The following is a 16329-nucleotide window of genomic DNA, read 5'->3' as shown; positions in this document are numbered from 1 at the left end:
TCCGCATGACCCAGTTTGCCGAACAACCACTGCCTTTCGACTTTGACGAGGCCACCCCGGTTCCAATGCCCACGGGGCGTACGCCGTCCTACATGGCGGACCATCGCAAGCGGTTACGCACACGGTTTATGGACGGTGGCGGGAACGCGATGCCAGATTATGAGTTGCTTGAACTTGTGCTGTTTCGCGCCATTCCACGCCAGGATGTCAAACCGCTCGCCCATCGCCTGATTGCTGAATTCGGGGACTTCAACAGGATCCTGTCCGCACCAGTTGAACGGCTGCGCGCATTCAAGGGGGTTGGGGATGCGGTGATCGTCGAACTCAAGGTTGTCGAGGCAGCGGCACAGCGGCTCGCACGCGCCAAGGTGTTGAACCAACACGTTATTTCAAGCTGGGATGCGCTGGTCGATTACTGCCATACTACCATGGCACATCGCGAAACCGAACAATTTCGGATCCTGTTTCTCGACCGCAAGAACGTGTTGATCGCAGATGAGGAACAGGGCAAAGGCACCGTTGATCATGTGCCCGTCTACCCCCGTGAGGTGGCAAAGCGGGCGCTGGAACTCAACGCATCCGCCATCATCCTCGTGCACAACCACCCCTCGGGCGACCCCACGCCCAGCCAATCGGATATCGACATGACCTCGAAGGTCGAAAACGCATGTAACGCTCTTGGCCTCACGCTGCACGACCACCTGATTGTCGGAAAATCGCGCGAACTCAGCTTCAAGTCAGCGGGTTATCTTTAGCGCACCCAAACCTCGACCCGGCGGTTGGCCTGACGACCCCACGCACTGTCGTCGCAGGCCATGGGCAGCGCTTCTCCGAACGCATCCACACTCATCTGGACGCGATCAAGGTTCACCGTTTCAGCTGCCTGTACGATGGCTCGTTTCGTCGCTTCGGCCCGGCGCAACGCGATGTCACGGTTGGCGGCGGCAGGCCCATCCCCATCACTGAACCCCACCAGCAGCATCTCGCGCGCGTCGTACTTGCCTTGCTCAAGGGCACGGGCCAGTTGCTGGACGTTCGAGCGTGATTGCGCATCCAGCCGTACCGATCCCGCCTCGAACCGAAAGGACGTGGTCAGGCGCGACATGCCGTAAAGCGTGAGTGTCATGCGCTGCAATTCCTCCAGCGTGACCTCGGGGCCAGCGGAAACCACCGCATTCGCAAAGCGATAGCCCTGATCGTTGATCGACACCTCTTCGGGGGCCTGATCCACAAAACCGGCGCGGCGGATCACGATCTGCGCAGAGGCCCCACGCGTATAGGCCAGAAATTCACGGGCTACTTTTGGCAACCGGCGGGCCGGGATATAAAGGAACATCGGCGCGGTCAGCGGATAGTCCTCGGTTTTGATCGTGCCCCGTTCTGCCCGCAACGAATACCCGCACGCCCCCGTCAAAGTCAGCGTTCGGCTGTCCCCGGTTTCGGCATAGCTGGCAATGCCCAACGCAAACGGATCATCCAGAACCGCCCCCACAACATCGCCCGGACGGTCATGGCGCACGATCCCTTCGGCAAAGTCCAAACGACCCGGCCCCATCACCTGATCCTCAATGGATTGGCCCAGACCCGCGCGCGCGTTCGGCAAATGCAAGGTGATATCCGCATCAGCACCGCCCAAGGTAGCCCAGTTGGTGATCCGCCCGGCGAACACCTGCGCCAGTGCCTGGGGCGAGATTTGATTGACCGGGTTTGACGGGGCTACGATCGGCACCATTGCATCGAGGGCCAGCACACGACTGCGATTGGCGTCCGTCATGTCGCCCATGCCAGCATCACGGGCGCGCTGGCGTTCCTCCGGGCGGATTTCACGCAAGGCCATCACGATGTCAGCATCATTGGCAATCAGGTCGGCAAACCCTTCATCCGTCGTGGACACGTGGAAAAAGAACAACGCCACGGGCTTGTCCGTCGCCATATCGCGCAGCTCATAGACAAAATTCGAGGAATCGACCGTTTCGCGGGTCGCCACATAGTCGTTGCGCAGCGCGAACCCTTCGATCAGCGCAGGCAACAACACGGACCCCATTGTCGCGGAGCCGGAAATGCTGATCTCAGCAACAAAATCCTGCAAGTTGGGGCACGCAGGCCCTTCGCACAGTACCCCGGACCCATCGACCGTCAATTCACCATAGATGGTCTCAACCCGGTAGAATTCGCCGTCAAAGCCCAAAAGTGTGCCACTGATTTCGACCTCACCGTCAGGCGAGGTCAGCGTCACATCCTGTGCGGACAATGCAGTGCCCAAAAGTGAAAGTGCGGCGAAAATCGCCGCACGTGCCCAAGCCATAAAGTGCCCTTTTTCGCAACGGTCAGTTGCTGGCGACTTTCAGGTCTGAGACAAGATTGTTCAACACCAGAAAACTACCAACTGCGTCACAATCCGGCACTGCCAGCGTCAGCACTTTGGTTTTCATCTGCCCGCCTTGCATCATCTCAAGCGACTGTGCCTCGATTTCGACACCGCAGTTGTTCTGGGTCACTTCAGCCTCGACACTCAGATCAATGGTGCCGTCACGTGGGGTCATGCCGCTGGCGAAGCTGTAGATTTCCGCCATCAACGGCTCGGGTGCCAACGTGTCGCCCATCTGCATGATGAAGCCGTTATCGCCGGTGGTCAGACCGACCACATTTTGCTCGGCACCGGACCACACATGTCCGGGCTGTCCGTAATCTGCACCAAACTCGCGGGCGTGCAGTTCAAATCCGATCTGGCCACGCCATTGCAATGCGACACGATCATATTCGGCAATATCCGCAACAGTGGTTTGGGCAACGGCCCCGTCCCCATTCGAAAAGGCCATGATAAAGACGGCCTGTTCGGCCAAAGCCGGGACAGTGACGGTCAGATTGCCCGCCTGATCCGTGGTCTCGGTGAACATCATGCCATTGTGGTGGACAGTCAGCCGTTCATTTATCGCGCAAGGCGCCGCCAGCGACAGGTTGACCATCGCCCCCGCGATAGGCTCCGCCGTTGCGGTGATGTCGCAAGACTGGCCGAGCGGCATTGTATCCGGTTCGGTCACGACATCCGCGGTTGAGGGGGCTGATACACGCTCGACGACGGCTTCACCGTTAGGCACCGACACAGCAACGCTATCGGTCGCCGATGTCAGTTCGATTTCCTGCACCTGCATCAACACGTCTGCGCTGACACTGTCACCAAGGCCCTTTGCCTTTGGCAACACTTCCAGCACAGAGACCGGACGGCTTTGCGCGCCATAAAGGTCCTTTGCGGTGTCGCTGCTTTGCATGACGAAACCGATGCCGACAGCGATGGCCAACGTGCCAACAGCGGTGACGATCTCTTTCATATGCTGCATTTGTCCCATGTCCCTTCCCCGGATTGGATCAGAAGGAAATCGCACACCAAAGGGGCCGGGTTATGACCGGGCTGCGGAGTCTTTGGGGCAGGAATAGGGCAGACGGCTTAGGACAGCCGCCCGTGACAATGTTTGAACTTCTTGCCTGACCCACACGGGCACGCCTCATTGCGACCGGGATTGCCCCACGTCGCCGGATCCGCCTCATCAAAGCCATTTGCGATGGCTTCGGCCGTGGGAGCAGGCTGTGCGTTTTCTTCGGCCGCGTCCACGACCTCTTGCTGCTGCCCTGCGATTTCGGCCAACATCTCTTGGCGTTCCTCTTCGGTAAGAGGGCGAATCTGCGACAGCTTTTGGGTCACTTCGGTGCGCAAGCTGTCCAGCATCGTTTCAAACAGCTGGAACGCCTCGTTCTTGTATTCGTTCAGCGGATCACGTTGCGCATAGCCCCGGAACCCAACAACAGAGCGGAGATGTTCGAGCGTCAGCAAGTGTTCGCGCCACTTTCCATCAATGGCCTGCAACAACAGCTGCTTTTCAATGTTGCGCATGTTCTCGGCACCGAACGCTTCGGTCTTTTGGGCCATAAGGGCGTCGCTGGCTTCGATCAGACGCTCACGCACCTGCTCATCATCCACGCCTTCTTCTTCACCCCAGGCCACAACCGGTGCATCAACACCCATCTGCTCGACCACCGCGGCGTGCAGCCCTGGGGTGTCCCACTGATCCGCATAGCTGCCTTGGGGCATGTACTGGTCAATCAGATCATCAACGACCTCATCGCGCATATCCGACGTGATCTCTTGCAGATCTTCAGCTTCCATAATCTCGCGGCGCTGGCTGAACACGACCTTCCGCTGGTCATTCATCACATCGTCAAACTTCAACAGCTGCTTGCGGATATCAAAGTTGCGGCCCTCGACCTTGGCCTGTGCCCGCTCAAGCGATTTGTTGACCCACGGGTGGATGATCGCCTCGCCTTCTTCAAGGCCAAGGGTGGTCAGGACCTTATCAAGCCGGTCCGACCCAAAGATGCGCATCAGGTCATCTTCCAAAGACAGATAGAAAGACGTGCGTCCCGGATCACCCTGACGGCCCGACCGCCCGCGCAACTGGTTGTCGATGCGGCGGCTTTCGTGACGTTCGGACGCCATCACATAAAGGCCACCGGCGGCCAGCACGCGCTGTTTTTCGTCCTCGTGCTCGGCCTCGATCTTGGCACGGACCGCTTCGGGGTCCGCGTCGGGATCAGCAGTGATCGCCTCGAGCACCTTCAGTTCGACGTTGCCGCCAAGCTGGATGTCCGTGCCGCGCCCGGCCATGTTGGTCGCAATCGTGACCGCTCCAAACTTGCCTGCATCCGCAATGATCTGCGCCTCTTGCTCGTGCTGGCGCGCGTTCAGGACGTTGTGCTTGATACCCTCGGCCTCCAACAGGGCCGCAAACATCTCGGACTTGTCGATGGAGGTGGTGCCAACGAGCACAGGCTGGCCATTGCCGTGGGCGACCTTGATCTCTTCGATCATCGCTTTGTACTTTTCCTGCGCGGTCCGATAGACCTTGTCGTCTTCGTCCACGCGGGCGATGGGCTTGTTGGTGGGCACTTCGACCACGCCAAGCCCGTAGATTTCGGCAAATTCCTCAGCCTCGGTGGCCGCCGTCCCGGTCATGCCGGCGAGCTTGTTGTAAAGACGGAAGTAGTTCTGGAACGTCACCGACGCCAGCGTTTGGTTCTCGGGCTGGATCTGGACGCCTTCCTTGGCCTCGATCGCCTGATGCAAACCATCCGACAGACGACGTCCCGCCATCATGCGGCCCGTAAATTCGTCGATGAGGACGATCTGACCATCGCGCACGATATAGTCTTTGTCCTTGGTGAACATCTTGTGCGCGCGCAGACCCTGATTCACGTGGTGCACAATCGACGTGCTTTCGGGATCGTACAAGGACGCCTCAGGCTCGATCAGCCCACGCTCGCGCAGCTGCACCTCAAGAAACTCGTTGCCTTCGTCGGTAAAGGTTACGTTCTTCTGCTTTTCGTCCAGCAGATAATGTTCTTCGGTGATCAGGGGGATCACGGCATCGATGGTCACGTACATCTCGGACCGATCTGCAAGCGGGCCAGAGATAACCAGCGGTGTGCGCGCCTCGTCGATCAGGATACTGTCGACCTCGTCCACGATGGCGTAATTATGTTCGCGCTGAAGCATGTCGCCAATGGACTGTTTCATGTTGTCGCGCAGATAATCGAACCCAAGTTCGTTGTTGGTGGCATAGGTCACATCACACGCATAGGCGGCGCGTTTGGCTTCGGTTTCCATATCAGAGATGACGACGCCGGTGGTCAGGCCCAAGGCTCCAAACACCTTGCCCATCCATTCGCCATCCCGCTGCACGAGGTAGTCGTTGACCGTGACCACATGCACGCCCTTGCCCGTCAGCGCATTGAGGTAGCAAGCAAAGGTGGCTGTGAGGGTTTTGCCCTCACCCGTTTTTTGTTCGGCAATATTGCCCTGATGCAGAAAGATCGCCCCCAGCAATTGGGTGTCATAGGCGCGCAGGCCAAGGGCGCGCTTGGCCGCTTCGCGACAGTTGGCAAAGGCCTCGGGCAGCAGATCATCAAGACTCTCACCACCCATGGCGCGTGTGGCCAATTCTTCGGTCTTGTCCTTGAGGCCCGTATCGCTCAGCGCCTCGAACTCGGGTTCAAGCGCGTTGATCTGATCGACCAATGGGCGGGTCGCTTTGACCTTGCGATCATTGGGTGTGCCAAACACCTTCTTAGCGAGCGTTCCGAAACCGAGCATGCGTTCTCCAGGCGATCAATTCATGTTGTGCAGCAACTGCTTGCCGGGCGCGTGCCAAGCCCATAGATACGGTGGGCAACAAACCGGCCCGGGCCGCGTCCATAGGGCGATGTAAGGGTCACGCCAAACCGTGTCAATGCGCGCGCCCGTCGTGTGCCCAGTCCAAGGACCAAACGACCATGAAACCCTTCTTTTCTTTGCCCGCCTTTGGCCTTTTGGCCGCAATGGCACTGCCCGCCGCCGCCGAAGATGCCAACACCGTTGTCGCCACCGTAAACGGCACCGACATCACCATTGGTCACATGATAATCGCACGCGCCACTCTGCCACCCCGGTTTCAGGAACTGCCCGACGACGTCCTGTTCACCGGCATTCTCGACCAGTTGGTGCAACAAACGCTTTTGGCTCAATCCTATGAGGGTGATCTGCCCAGCCGTGTGACCCTTTCGCTTGAAAACGAGACCCGGTCTTTGACCGCAGGTGAAGAGCTGGAGAAACTTTTCGAGGGCGCATTGACGGACGAAGCGCTGCAAGCCACCTATGATGCACGCTTTGCGGATGAGACGCCGGGCGAGGAATACAACGCCTCCCACATCCTGCTTGAAACCGAGGAAGAAGCCATCGCCGTCAAGGCCGAGATCGACGCCGGTGCGGATTTCGCTGAAACCGCCAAAGAAAAATCGACCGGCCCGTCCGGACCCAATGGGGGTGAGCTGGGCTGGTTCGGCACCGGCGCAATGGTCCCAAGCTTTGAAGCCGCAGTGATCACGCTTGAACCGGGCGAAGTGTCCGATCCGGTGCAAACCCAATTCGGCTGGCATGTCATCGTGTTGAACGAAACCCGCGTACCCGACCAACCCACTCTCGAAGAGGTGCGCGAGGAATTGGAAAACGAAATCCGCGAGGCGACCGTCAACGCCTATGTCGAGGAATTGACCGCAGATGCCGAGATCGATCAAAGCGGCGCGGAGGGGGTTGACCCCGCATTGCTCAAAGATCTGACATTGCTGGACTGATCCGTGGGCAAGACATCGCCATTGGCCCCGGCTGGTTTGCCGGACCTGCCTGTCATTTCAGGCGTCCGGTTTGCAGCCGTGGCCGCAGGGGTGCGTTATAGCGGGCGAACAGATGTGATGCTGGCCGTCTGCGCACCGGGCACTGCGATTGCGGGCGTGTTCACACGCTCCGCAACCCGCGCGGCACCCGTCCTTGATTGCCAGACCAAGCTGGGCAAGCCGTTGCCAAGCGGTGCCGCGATCCTCGTCAATTCGGGCAATGCCAACGCCTTTACCGGGCGCAATGGGCAACAGGCCGTTGATGAGATCGTGAACGCCACAGCCACGATCACAGGTGTGCCTGCGGCGGCTGTCTTTACCGCGTCGACCGGGGTCATTGGTGAACCGCTGCCCGTTGATCGCATCACCGACAAATTATCAGAGCTGAACGCGCATCTGTCACCCTCGGGCATGGCCGACGCAGCGGCGGCGATTATGACAACAGACACCTATGCAAAGGCAGCCACCGCAACCTGTACCGTGAACAGCACACCGGTTCAGATCGCGGGCATCGCCAAGGGCAGCGGGATGATCGCACCGGATATGGCGACAATGCTGGTCTATATCTTCACCGATGCGCAGGTGGATCAGGACGCTTTGCAGGCCATGACGACTCGCGCGGCGGACACGACATTCAATTGCATCACAGTCGACAGTGACACATCGACCTCTGACAGCCTATTGGTAGCCGCGACCGGAACAAGTGGCACGGATGCGTCCTCGGACGCGGGCTTTGAACGGTGCTTGCGTACCGTGATGCTGGACCTCGCCCATCAGGTGGTACGGGACGGCGAAGGGGCGACCAAGTTTGTCGAAATCGAAGTGACCGGCACGCTGACCGATGCGGACGCCAAGACGCATGGGCTGTCGATTGCCAACTCCCCGCTCGTCAAGACCGCCATCGCGGGCGAGGATCCGAACTGGGGCCGCGTGGTCATGGCGATCGGCAAATCCGGTGCAGCGGCAGATCGTGACACCCTGTCGATCTGGTTTGGGGATGTGCGTGTGGCTGAAAACGGGTGGGTCAGCCCAAACTACAACGAAGCGGACGCCGCCAAGCATATGAAGTCTGACCACATCCGCATTCGCGTCGATTGCGGAATGGGCGACGGGCACGCAACGGTCTGGACCTGCGATCTGACGCACGGATACATCGACATCAACGCGGATTACCGGTCGTGAACGTCGTGCTTGTTTCGGCGGTGGCGCTGATTGATGTGGACGGGCGGGTGTTGCTGGCCCAACGCCCCGAAGGGAAATCCATGGCAGGGCTGTGGGAGTTTCCGGGCGGCAAGGTCGAGGCAGGCGAAACACCAGAAGTCGCGTTGATCCGTGAGTTGCAAGAAGAACTTGGGATCGACACGTGGGAATCCTGCCTGGCACCGCTCACTTTTGCGAGCCACAGCTACGACACCTTTCACCTTTTGATGCCGCTATTTGCCTGCCGCAAATGGGAAGGGGCGCCGCAATCGCGCGAGGGGCAAACCCTGAAATGGGTGAAACCCAACGACTTGCGATCCTATCCGATGCCCGCGGCAGATATCCCATTGATCCCTGTGCTGCGGGATTGGCTGTAGCGCCTGAGCGGGATACGCGTCGCTATCTGCCGCAAAGCACCTCAAAATGCGACATTGTTGATGACTTGGTAATCAATTTGGGTAACCTATGATCACAACTTTCTTTTGGGGAGGAAAGTCATGCTCAGAACGATTTCTGTCGGCAGTTCGATTTTGGTTCAGGGAATTTTCGTCAAGACCCTGCCTGATGGTCGTATGACCGTGCAGGTGGACGGCGAAACATATTCCGGCAGACCTGTATCCCGACACGCCTGACACAAGACGACATGCACAGAAAAGAAAAGGGGACGGCGCTCACCGTCCCCTTTTTTATTTCGTCATACCCGGCACCTTAGGCGAGGGTACGTGTCACTTCTTCGCGCTCAAAGATTTCGATCACATCCTTGGGTCGGATGTCGTCGTAGTTCTCGAACGCCATACCGCATTCCTGGCCTGACTGCACCTCGGCCACTTCATCCTTGAAGCGCTTGAGCGTTTTCAGCGTACCTTCGTGGATCACCACGTTGTCGCGCAGCAAACGCACACCAGCAGACCGGCGTGCGGTGCCTTCGGTGACGAGACAACCCGCAACCTTGCCGACGTTGGACACTTTGAACACCTCTTTGATCTCGGCATAGCCGATGAAGGTTTCGCGGATTTCCGCGCTGAGCAGACCAGAGGCCGCCGCTTTGACGTCATCCACGAGGTCATAGATCACCGAATAGTACCGGATTTCCACGCCCTTCTGATTGGCGGTGTTGCGTGCGGATGTGTTGGCCCGGACGTTGAACCCCATGATGGGCGCGCCTGAGGCTTCGGCCAGACCCACGTCAGTCTCGGTGATCGCGCCAACACCCGAGTGCAACACACGTACGCGCACTTCGTCGTTGCCGATTTTCTCCATCGCCTGGACGATCGCCTCGGCAGAACCCTGCACATCGGCTTTGACCAGAATGGGCAGCTCGCTGACATTCTCGTCCGCTTTGGCATTCGCCATAAGCTGTTCGAGGGTCGTTGCCGCACCAGCCGCCGCGCGTTTGTCCTTGGCCGCCTTCTCGCGGTACTCGGCAATCTCGCGCGCTTGTGCTTCGGTTTCGGTCACGTTCAGCACATCGCCCGCTTCGGGTGTGCCGTTCAGGCCCAGAACCTCTACCGGAACGGATGGCCCGGCCTCTTTCACGCGTTCGCCCTTGTCGTTGATGAGGGCACGGACCTTACCGTACTGCTCGCCCACAACAAAGATATCGCCTTGACGCAGCGTCCCGGTTTGCACCAGAACCGTCGCCACAGGACCACGACCCACGTCAAGCTGCGCCTCGATCACGGCACCTTGGGCGGCGCGATCAGGGTTGGCTTTCAACTCAAGCAGTTCGGACTGCAACGCAATCGCTTCAAGCAATTCGTCCAGACCCTGACCCGAAATGGCGGACACTTCGACGTCCTGCACTTCACCCGACATCTTTTCGACGATGACCTCGTGTTGCAGCAAATCGGTGCGCACCTTGTCAGGATCAGCAGCGGGTTTGTCGATCTTGTTGATCGCCACGATCATGGGCACTTCGGCCGCCTTGGCGTGGTTGATCGCCTCGATGGTCTGCGGCATCACCGCATCGTCCGCGGCAACAACCAGCACCACGATATCCGTCACCTGCGCGCCCCGTGAGCGCATCGAGGTAAAGGCCGCGTGACCGGGTGTATCGAGGAAGCTCAGCATCGCGCCGCTTTCGGTTTTGACCTGATAGGCCCCGATATGCTGCGTGATTCCGCCAGCTTCGCCAGCCACAACCTTCGCATCCCGGATCGCATCCAGCAGTGATGTCTTACCGTGGTCAACGTGACCCATGATGGTGATGACGGGTGGGCGATCTTGCAGATCATCTTCGTCGTCGATGATCTCTTTGATCACGTCCTCAACATCAGCGTCGGACACACGTTGGATCTTGTGGCCGAACTCTTCGATGATCAGTTCGGCTGTGTCGGCGTCGATGGTTTCGTTCTGGGTGACCATCATGTCCATCTGCATCAGCGACTTTACAACATCGCCGACCCGTTCGGACATGCGGTTGGCCAGCTCGGACACCACAATCGCCTCGGGCAGATTGACGGTGCGCACGACCTTTTCACGTTCGACCGACCCACCCATCGCTTTCTGACGGGCACGTTCCTGCTTGCGCTTCATCGCGGCCATTGATCGCTGGCGGCCACCTTCGCCACCCGTGAGCGCCTGATTCAGCGTCAGCTTGCCCGAGCGGCGGTTGTCATCGCCCTTGCCACGGGTGTTGCGTTGATCACGCTCGCGCTCGTTCTTGCGCGGGGTCGCAGCAGGCGATTGGGCCTGACGCGGTGCAGCTTTGGTTGGGGACGCAGGCGCGGGGGCAGCAGCCGCCTGAGCAGCAGCCTCGGCTTCCTTGGCCTTGCGCGCATCTTCCTCGGCTTTCGCCTTCAAGCTTTCCTCGCGCTCTTTCTCTTCGCGCTCCTTGGCCTCGATCTCGGCCCGGCGGCGCTCGCGTTCTTGTTCGCGGGCCTTCTCGTCGGCAGCACGCTGTGCGGCCTCTTCGGCCTCACGCGATTTCGCCGCCTGAAGTGCCTTCATCCGGCGGTCCATCTCGGCATCGGTGATGCCTGCAGGACGACGGCTTGGATCGCCCACGGACGGTCCGCTCGCCGCCGCGGGTTTCGCCGCGCCGGGTTTGGGCACCACGACCCGCTTGCGTTTCGTTTCGACGACGACATTCTTGGTCCGACCGTGGCTGAAACTCTGTTTCACATTCCCCGGACGTGCACCGCTGCGCAGACCCAATGTCTTTTTTCCGTCAGTATCGCTCAAAGCTCGTCAATCCTTCCCAGAGGCCGATGCCTCTGTATTTTCACGCACACCGCGTAAACGGTTGGCTTCCTCTACAACACGTTGCGTGAGTCCACCAGAGGCCAGCGCCCCATGTATCACAGTTTGGCGACCGAACGCCAAACCCAACTCATCGGATGTCAGCCACCCGATGTACGATCCGAAATGCGGCGTGCTCAACTTGGTCTTGCCACGACCCGAGCCATCCACCGCTTGTATCAACACCTGTGCTTCTTCCATCTGAAGCCAGGCTTTGACCTTTTCATACCCCGCGACCGCCCGACCTGATTTGCGCGATAGCGCGATCAGGTCCACGACCCGGCGGGCCAATTGCCGCTCAACCTCGACCGTCAGGTTTTCGGGTACCTGCACGGGTTGCTTGGCCCCCCGTGCAAACAGTTTCTTGGCAACCGCCTTGTCCAGCGCGGTCCGATCTGCGGCAACATAGATACCACGGCCCGGCAACTTGCCCGCAATATCGGGCACAATCTGTGCCTCTGGCCCGACAACAAAACGGATCAGACCATATTTCGGCTGCACCTCACCCGTGGCAATGCACTTGCGTTCAGGTCCATCCGACCGATCCTTGGAAGCGCCGCCGCGACCCATGTTCAAGCCCCGAGGCCTGAGATCAGGCCTCGGCCTCCTCGGTTGTTTCACCGTCTTCTTCTTCGGTTTCGGCCTCAAGATCCGCGGGATCCACCCAGCCGAGCATGATCCGCGCGGTCATCACCAGTTGCTGTGCCTCTTCCAGTGACACGTCGAAGGGTTCCAAAACCCCATCGTCCTTGTGGCGCTCGCCATCAACAGTGGTCCATCCACCGGCCAGTTCCCAGTCAGCGCATGTCGCAAAATCTTCGAGAGTTTTGACGTCGTCCTTAGCCAACGCCTCAATCATTTGGGGTGTGAGACCGTCAAAATCAATAAGGCTGTCTTCGGCACCAAGCGCACGGGCACTTTCAAGGGCCGCTTTGGCCGCCGCTTCAAGCACATCACGGGCACGGGCCTGCAATTCCTGCGCGGTGCCTTCGTCCACACCGTCGATGACGAGCAATTCGTCAATCTCGACATAGGCGACCTCTTCGAGGTTCGTGAACCCTTCGGATACCAGCAACTGGGCAAAGAATTCATCGAGGTCCAGATTGTCCATGAACAACTTGGTGCGTTCCTCGAACTCGGCCTGACGGCGTGCCGATTCGTCGGCCTCTGTCATAATATCGATATCAAGACCCGTCAGTTGGCTGGCCAGACGCACGTTCTGACCACGACGACCAATCGCAAGGCTCAACTGTTCTTCGGGCACGACGACTTCAATCTTGCCCGCCTCTTCGTCCAGAACAACCTTGCTGACTTCAGCAGGTTGCAGCGCGTTCACAAGGAACGTGGGCTGGTCGTCATTCCACGGAATGATGTCGATCTTTTCACCCTGCAATTCGTTCACAACGGCCTGCACGCGGCTGCCGCGCATACCAACGCAGGCACCCACAGGGTCGATGGACCCGTCATATGAAATCACGGCAATCTTGGCACGCGAACCGGGGTCACGGGCAACCGCCTTGATCTCGATGATGCCGTCATAGATTTCGGGCACTTCCATCTTGAACAGCTCGGCCATGAATTCAGGCGCGGTGCGGCTCAGGAAAATCTGAGGGCCACGCTGTTCGCGGCGCACATCCTTGATGTAGCAGCGGATACGATCATTGGGGCGATAGGATTCGCGGCCAATCTTTTCGTTGCGGCGCAGGATCGCCTCGCCCGCACCCACATCAACGATGACGTTGCCATATTCTTCGCGTTTGACCAGCGCGTTGATGATGGTGCCCGCGCGATCCTTGAACTCTTCGAACTGGCGATCCCGTTCGGCTTCACGCACCTTTTGCAGGATAACCTGCTTGGCAGATTGGGCAGCGATGCGGCCCATTTCGACAGGGGGCACTTCCTCGATCAGCTGTTGGCCGACTTCGGGGTTTTCCATGTACTGCTTGGCCTGCTCGACGGTGAACTCGGCCTGATAGTTTTCCAGCAACTCGTCCTCGACCACAGTGCGCACGCGGGTAAAAGTCGCGCGACCCGTCTTGCGGTCGATCGAAACCCGAATGTCCATTTCCGCGCCGTAGCGGGACTTGGCCGCGCGGGCGAGGGATTCTTCCATCGCCTCAATGACCAATGCAGGGTCGATCATCTTTTCGCGCGCCACAGCCTCGGCGGTTTGCAACAGCTCTAGCTGGTTTGCAGATGTAATGGCCATCAGTTGTCCTCCCCAGACCCTTCGGTCTGTATTTCGTCGAAATCAGTTTCTTTCAGTACGCCAGCCGCTTTGCGTTGGCGCAGCATTTCCTTGATCAGCTCGTCCGTCAGCACGAGTTTCGCATCACTCAGCCAGTCAAACTTGAGCCCGATGGTGCCCTCGGTCACGTTGATCAGCACTTCGTCGTCTTCGATGCCTGCCAGCACGCCCTTGAAGCGGCGGCGTCCGTCAATCAGTTCATCCGTTTCCAGTTTGGCCTCGTACCCTTCGAACGCATCAAAGTCCTTGAGGCGGGTCAGAGGGCGATCAATGCCGGGACTGGACACCTCAAGCGTGTAGGCATCCAAAATCGGGTCCTCAACATCCAGCGTTGCGCTGACGGCCGTCGAAATCGCAGCGCAATCATCGACCTCGATCCCGCCATCGGGCTTGTCAGCCATGATTTGCAGGGTTGATTCGTCCTTGCCGCTCATCAGCCGCACGCGCACCAGTTCATAACCAAGATCCTCAATCACCGGAGTGATGATCTCGGCCAGACGGCGGTCCATAGCGGCTTTGGCGATCAGATCGTTGGTCATGTTACTTTCAGGCACAAAAAAACGGGCGCGCGGCCCGTTGGTGTTTCCCGGTGGAGCGTTGGGTATGGACCCCGACGCGCCGCTGTTAAGGGGGATATACGCAAGAGGTGGTGAGTCTGCAAGGGGCGTCAGACCATCCACCACCTTTCCGCCATGCGCAGGTTGTCGAGCGGCCAGGCGGTGCCGATCGTCAGCGGAATACCGAGTGCGCGATTCGCGATATGTGTTGTCACGTCACTGCCTGGCAAGGTCACGTAATCCTTCGGGTCAGCATAGGCATCAAGTGCTACGATATCCGCCACATCCACCAGCCCATCACGCAGCGCCTCGGCGCGAATATTGTCTGTGCCAAGCCGCACAAATTCCACCGTATCAAACCAGCCCGCATCCTGTTTCCAGTGTTGCCCGGCGCGGCGGCCAATGAAATGACGGCCCGCATCCAGTTTCTGCACCGCATAAAGGCCAGTTCCCGTCACACCCTGCACTTCGAAACCAGGCTGGGCCAGCAGGTAGGGCAGGTTCGGGTTGGGAACGTCCAAGGTAATCGCGATGCGGTGACGATCTATGATATCGACCTGCATCGGCAGGGTCACAGTGCTGGCGTCAAACACTGCGCCATCGTGAAACGACACATCCTCACGCAACGCAAACTCCCATCGTTGCGCTGAGGCATCGGACACCCATTCGGTTGCCAATTCACCACGCAACGTGCCGTCCGCCGCAATCTCGGTCAAATTGTCAAAGACCGTCGCCGCAACCGCCCGATCAAACAACGCATCCGACAATGCTGCCCGCAAGCGCCCACCCTGCTTTGGGGTTGCAGAGGCACCCGTTGCGGCAAGCAAAGCAGCCGCAGCCCCTGTGGCAAAGAGTGCGCGGCGGTCAAAGCGGGTCATTTGCCTGCAATCCTGTCCATGGTGCGCACCAGTTCAGCCGAAATGCCCGGCTCGGACAAGGCATGGCCTGCGTTGCGCACCATCTTCAACTCACCCAGCGGCCAAGCCTGCGCCAGTGCATAGGCACTGTCCGGCGGGCAGATCATATCATAGCGACCCTGCACGATGGTGCCCGGAATATGTTTGATCCGCCCGATATGGGCAAGAATCTGACCATCAAATTCAAGGAAACCGGCATTCGTGAAATAGTGATTCTCAAGCCGGGCAAAGGCGCGGGCGTAGTCGCCGGGGGCCTCACCCCCGGTGCCTGTCGAATGAATCGAAGCCAGCGCGTTTTCCCAAGCCGACCACGCACGGGCAAAGCGGGTTTCTTGCGCAATGTCCCCGGAAAACAGTCGTCGATGATAGGCCCTGATCAAATCGCCACGCTCATCTTCGGGAACAAGGGCGACAAAGCGCGCCCAGACCTCGGGCCAGAACTTGCCCGCACCGCCACCATAAAACCAATCAAGCTCGGATTGGGTCATCAGGAACACGCCACGCAGCACCAACTGCCGCACACGAGACGGGTGCGCCTCGGCATAGATAAGGGACAGGGTCGCCCCCCAACTGCCGCCAAAGACGATCCAGGCGTCAATCTCAAGCGTGCGGCGGATCATCTCGATATCATCGACCAGATGCCATGTGGTGTTGTTCATCACCGACGCATGCGGGCGCGAACGGCCACAGCCGCGCTGATCAAACAGGATGATGCGGTAATAATCCGGGTCGAAATAGCGGCGCATCGACGGGCTGCACCCACCGCCCGGGCCACCATGCAGGACCACAACGGGAACCCCGTTGGGATTGCCGCATTGTTCCACATAGACACGATGCCCCTGGCCCACGTCCAACATCCGTTGGTCGTAGGGGTCGCTTGGCGGATACAGATATTGCACCGCGCGCTTTTGATCACTGTGTTTGTCCATTACTGACCTACATAGGGCGTAAGACGCACATGAGCATA

At 59.1% G+C, this 16329-nt stretch carries 13 protein-coding genes; 4 read left to right on the top strand and 9 right to left on the bottom strand.

The genetic code is table 11. The annotated features are described in order from the left end of the window. Window positions 1-5: 5 nt before the first annotated feature. Complete coding sequence (gene radC, locus Q0859_RS15565) at window positions 6-755, top strand: DNA repair protein RadC (protein ID WP_299152763.1); 750 nt, start codon at window positions 6-8, stop codon at window positions 753-755. Here radC and Q0859_RS15560 read toward each other — a convergent pair. The 3 genes from Q0859_RS15560 to secA all read right to left on the bottom strand — a co-directional run bounded on the left by Q0859_RS15560 (window position 752) and on the right by secA (window position 6145). Next, window positions 752-2305, bottom strand: a complete 1554-nt coding sequence (locus Q0859_RS15560) for a phosphate ABC transporter substrate-binding/OmpA family protein (RefSeq protein ID WP_299152761.1) — start codon at window positions 2303-2305, stop codon at window positions 752-754. The two genes, radC and Q0859_RS15560, sit on opposite strands and share 4 nt — an antisense overlap. A gap of 22 nt (window positions 2306-2327) precedes the next feature. Continuing rightward, window positions 2328-3338, bottom strand: a complete 1011-nt coding sequence (locus Q0859_RS15555) for a hypothetical protein (protein ID WP_299152759.1) — start codon at window positions 3336-3338, stop codon at window positions 2328-2330. Window positions 3339-3445: 107 nt separating this feature from the next. After that, window positions 3446-6145 (bottom strand): preprotein translocase subunit SecA, encoded by a 2700-nt coding sequence (gene secA, locus Q0859_RS15550; protein ID WP_299152757.1) that lies wholly within the window; start codon window positions 6143-6145, stop codon window positions 3446-3448. A 179-nt stretch (window positions 6146-6324) separates the two neighbouring features. On the opposite strand from secA, the gene Q0859_RS15545 reads away from it, so the two are divergent. Genes Q0859_RS15545 through mutT form a run of 3 tightly spaced genes read left to right on the top strand, consistent with a single transcriptional unit; the run spans window position 6325 to window position 8777 of the window. Further along, a complete protein-coding gene (locus Q0859_RS15545) occupies window positions 6325-7161 on the top strand; it encodes a peptidylprolyl isomerase (RefSeq protein WP_299152755.1) in 837 nt (278 codons plus the stop codon). Window positions 7162-7164: 3 nt separating this feature from the next. Beyond that, window positions 7165-8382 carry a bifunctional glutamate N-acetyltransferase/amino-acid acetyltransferase ArgJ gene (argJ, locus tag Q0859_RS15540; RefSeq protein WP_299152752.1) on the top strand — a complete coding sequence of 406 codons (1218 nt, stop codon included), beginning with the start codon at window positions 7165-7167 and terminating at the stop codon, window positions 8380-8382. Continuing rightward, the gene (mutT, locus tag Q0859_RS15535) at window positions 8379-8777 is read left to right on the top strand and encodes an 8-oxo-dGTP diphosphatase MutT (RefSeq protein ID WP_299152750.1); all 399 of its coding nucleotides are present in this window, start codon (window positions 8379-8381) and stop codon (window positions 8775-8777) included. The genes argJ and mutT overlap by 4 nt, the downstream gene beginning before the upstream one ends. 331 nt (window positions 8778-9108) lie before the next feature. Here the strand turns inward: mutT and infB are convergent, their stop codons facing one another. From infB to pip, 6 genes are all read right to left on the bottom strand, one after another. Further along, window positions 9109-11583, bottom strand: coding sequence for a translation initiation factor IF-2 (infB, locus tag Q0859_RS15530; protein WP_299152749.1), 2475 nt, complete (start codon window positions 11581-11583; stop codon window positions 9109-9111). A gap of 6 nt (window positions 11584-11589) precedes the next feature. Then, window positions 11590-12210 (bottom strand): RNA-binding protein, encoded by a 621-nt coding sequence (locus Q0859_RS15525; protein WP_299152747.1) that lies wholly within the window; start codon window positions 12208-12210, stop codon window positions 11590-11592. 22 nt (window positions 12211-12232) lie between these two features. Continuing rightward, window positions 12233-13849, bottom strand: coding sequence for a transcription termination factor NusA (nusA, locus tag Q0859_RS15520; protein ID WP_299152746.1), 1617 nt, complete (start codon window positions 13847-13849; stop codon window positions 12233-12235). Beyond that, window positions 13849-14427, bottom strand: a complete 579-nt coding sequence (gene rimP, locus Q0859_RS15515; protein WP_299152745.1) for a ribosome maturation factor RimP — start codon at window positions 14425-14427, stop codon at window positions 13849-13851. Before rimP ends, nusA begins: the two co-directional genes overlap by 1 nt. 128 nt (window positions 14428-14555) lie before the next feature. Further along, on the bottom strand, window positions 14556-15323 hold the full coding sequence (locus Q0859_RS15510; protein WP_299152743.1) for a peptide ABC transporter substrate-binding protein: 768 nt from the start codon (window positions 15321-15323) through the stop codon (window positions 14556-14558). After that, window positions 15320-16291, bottom strand: a complete 972-nt coding sequence (pip, locus tag Q0859_RS15505; protein WP_299152742.1) for a prolyl aminopeptidase — start codon at window positions 16289-16291, stop codon at window positions 15320-15322. Before pip ends, Q0859_RS15510 begins: the two co-directional genes overlap by 4 nt. Between the last annotated feature and the right edge of the window lie 38 nt (window positions 16292-16329).

This window comes from uncultured Tateyamaria sp. (assembly GCF_947497045.1).
In the GTDB taxonomy this organism is placed as follows: Bacteria; Pseudomonadota; Alphaproteobacteria; order Rhodobacterales; family Rhodobacteraceae; genus Tateyamaria.
Note: the sequence above shows the minus strand (reverse complement) of the source record. Positions and strands in the feature narration are given on the sequence as shown.

What these genes read in the sequence shown, in the direction of transcription:
- radC (WP_299152763.1), top strand. Translation starts at nt 6, where the DNA reads ATGACCCAGTTTGCCGAACAACCACTGCCTTTCGACTTTGACGAGGCC.
- Q0859_RS15560 (WP_299152761.1), bottom strand. Translation starts at nt 2,305, where the DNA reads ATGGCTTGGGCACGTGCGGCGATTTTCGCCGCACTTTCACTTTTGGGC.
- Q0859_RS15555 (WP_299152759.1), bottom strand. Translation starts at nt 3,338, where the DNA reads ATGCAGCATATGAAAGAGATCGTCACCGCTGTTGGCACGTTGGCCATC.
- secA (WP_299152757.1), bottom strand. Translation starts at nt 6,145, where the DNA reads ATGCTCGGTTTCGGAACGCTCGCTAAGAAGGTGTTTGGCACACCCAAT.
- Q0859_RS15545 (WP_299152755.1), top strand. Translation starts at nt 6,325, where the DNA reads ATGAAACCCTTCTTTTCTTTGCCCGCCTTTGGCCTTTTGGCCGCAATG.
- Q0859_RS15525 (WP_299152747.1), bottom strand. Translation starts at nt 12,210, where the DNA reads ATGGGTCGCGGCGGCGCTTCCAAGGATCGGTCGGATGGACCTGAACGC.
- nusA (WP_299152746.1), bottom strand. Translation starts at nt 13,849, where the DNA reads ATGGCCATTACATCTGCAAACCAGCTAGAGCTGTTGCAAACCGCCGAG.
- rimP (WP_299152745.1), bottom strand. Translation starts at nt 14,427, where the DNA reads ATGACCAACGATCTGATCGCCAAAGCCGCTATGGACCGCCGTCTGGCC.
- Q0859_RS15510 (WP_299152743.1), bottom strand. Translation starts at nt 15,323, where the DNA reads ATGACCCGCTTTGACCGCCGCGCACTCTTTGCCACAGGGGCTGCGGCT.
- pip (WP_299152742.1), bottom strand. Translation starts at nt 16,291, where the DNA reads ATGGACAAACACAGTGATCAAAAGCGCGCGGTGCAATATCTGTATCCG.